Here is a 2,123-nt window from a genome sequence, read left to right on the forward strand (position 1 = left end):
CGGACAGAAGAATATGATTTGATAATGGCTTCAATTTCACTAAGCTCAATCCGGTAACCGTTAATCTTGACCTGCAAATCTTCCCGCCCCATAAATTCAATCACCCCATCAGTTCCATAACGTCCCCAGTCTCCGGTTCGGTAAAGTCTTTCTCCAGTACGAGGCGAAACTATAAATTGACGACCTGTCTTCTCCGGATCCTTCCAGTATCCGACCGCCACACCGGCTCCGCCGATATACAGTTCACCCGGGACCCATGCAGGGCACTCTTCCATCCGCGCATTCAGTACATATATCCGCTGGCCTGCCATCGAGACCCCGTAGGGAATGCTGCTCCAGGCAGATTTCACTTCATCCACCGGGTAAAGAATAGACCAGATCGATGCTTCGGTGGCCCCTCCTAGCGAGACAAACTGCATATTTGGATTTAAACGGCGCACCTCACCGAGAAGACTCAGCGGAATCCAATCCCCGCTAAGAAGACAAAGTCGCAGCTTGGGAAGCTCAATAGATGGGCCGCAATAGGTAACCAGCATACTCATGAATGCCGGCACGCTATTCCAAATTGTGACACCATGTTCCTGGATGAGCCCGATCCAGTGAGAGGGGTCTCGGAGACGGTCCGGATCCGGGAGCACAATAGCTGCCCCAGTGCTTAGCGCTCCGAAGATATCATATACAGACAAATCAAAACTCAAAGAAGAAATGCCCAGAATACGGTCGTTCGCGTCAACTGCAAATCTCTTATTTATATCCCACACGGTATTCATAGCCGACCTATGCTCAATCATGACTCCTTTTGGCTTTCCTGTACTGCCAGAGGTGAATAGAACGTAAGCGAGCTGATCCGGCCGAGCCTTGTGTTCTAAAAGATTGCCGGCCGCTTCCACAGCCGCTTCTGCCTGAGCGGTAATCTCAAGTCTGGCAACACCGGAAGGCCAGAAGCCATCCATGAAATCGCCCGGTTGGACAAATGCAGCTGTCGCTTCCCCGATCTCGAGCAACTCGAGAATGCGCTCCGAAGGCAGGGAAGCATCAATCGGCAGGTAGGCTGCGCCTACTTTTAGAATGGCGAGCACGGCGACTACTTGCTCCCAGCCTTTGTGCATCACAATTCCTACAAGGGCTTCAGGCTTTATGCCGCTGGTCAGCAGCTTTCTCGCTGCAGCATTCGCTCGCGAGTTCAGTTCCGAATAGCTTAGGCTGCACTTGGGGGTAATCACCGCAGGAGCATCCGGCATGACCTCAGCCATGTGTTCAAAATCTTCGTGGAGCAATCGATCATAGCAGATTGGCTGGCTTTCATGCATTTCACCAATTTGCTGCAGGTTCAATTGGTGTGTAAATTGTTTCGCATTCGGACTAGATAAAGGAAGAACTTCTTCCCAGATCTTGATGTCCCTAGCAAGCGCATGGAGGAAGGAACCATAAACCTCAAACATTTCATCCACCAGCCCCTGAGGGAAGGTCTCCTCCTTCACATCCCAATTGTAATGAAGCTCCCCATCCCGCTCAGCGACCTGATGATCCAGCCAGACCTGAGGCGTCTGCGATAGGCTCCGCGCTTCCGTCATTTCTTCGTTGCGGCGTTTGAATACCTGATCGAAGAAGGCTGCGGAAGAACCCGGCTGGGACATATCCAGTAAGCTCGTAAATACGACCGGGACAGGATCTGTCAATATTCCTCTTCGTAGAAGCTGCTCGGTAACGCGGATCCCGCTGTACAATCTGTGGTCCAAATCAGACCAAAGACGGTTCTGGACTTCTTGGGCCCGCCGGAAGAATGGAGCTTGTGAGCGGTAGTCCACTTCCAGCAGGCTGACCGTTGTGAAGTCCCCCACCACATCATCAAGCTGAGGATGAATCGGGAGCCGGTTGAACAAGGTCAAATTAAGCAGGAAATGAGGCTGCTTGGCATGGAGGGATAGCACCTCCGCAAAGCAAGCGGCCAGCAGCGCTGAAGGGGTCAAGTTCCAGCTTCGCGCTTTCTTGCGAAGGCTGCCCCAGATTTCCGGATTCAGCACGGCCTTCCAGCGGTGAAACCGCGGCTTGACGTCCGGTTTCACGGAGCCCGCGAGCGGCAGCAGCGGCCCGGCGGGCAACGAATCGGCTCGTTCCAGCCA

General features: G+C 53.2%; 1 protein-coding gene. It reads right to left on the reverse strand.

All coding sequences use genetic code 11. The features are described from left to right. On the reverse strand, window positions 1–2,123 hold a 2,123-nt coding region (locus L691_RS0113605; RefSeq protein WP_025691057.1), incomplete at both ends, for a non-ribosomal peptide synthetase.

The organism is Paenibacillus zanthoxyli JH29, from assembly GCF_000520715.1.
GTDB lineage: Bacteria > Bacillota > Bacilli > Paenibacillales > Paenibacillaceae > Paenibacillus_AQ > Paenibacillus_AQ zanthoxyli.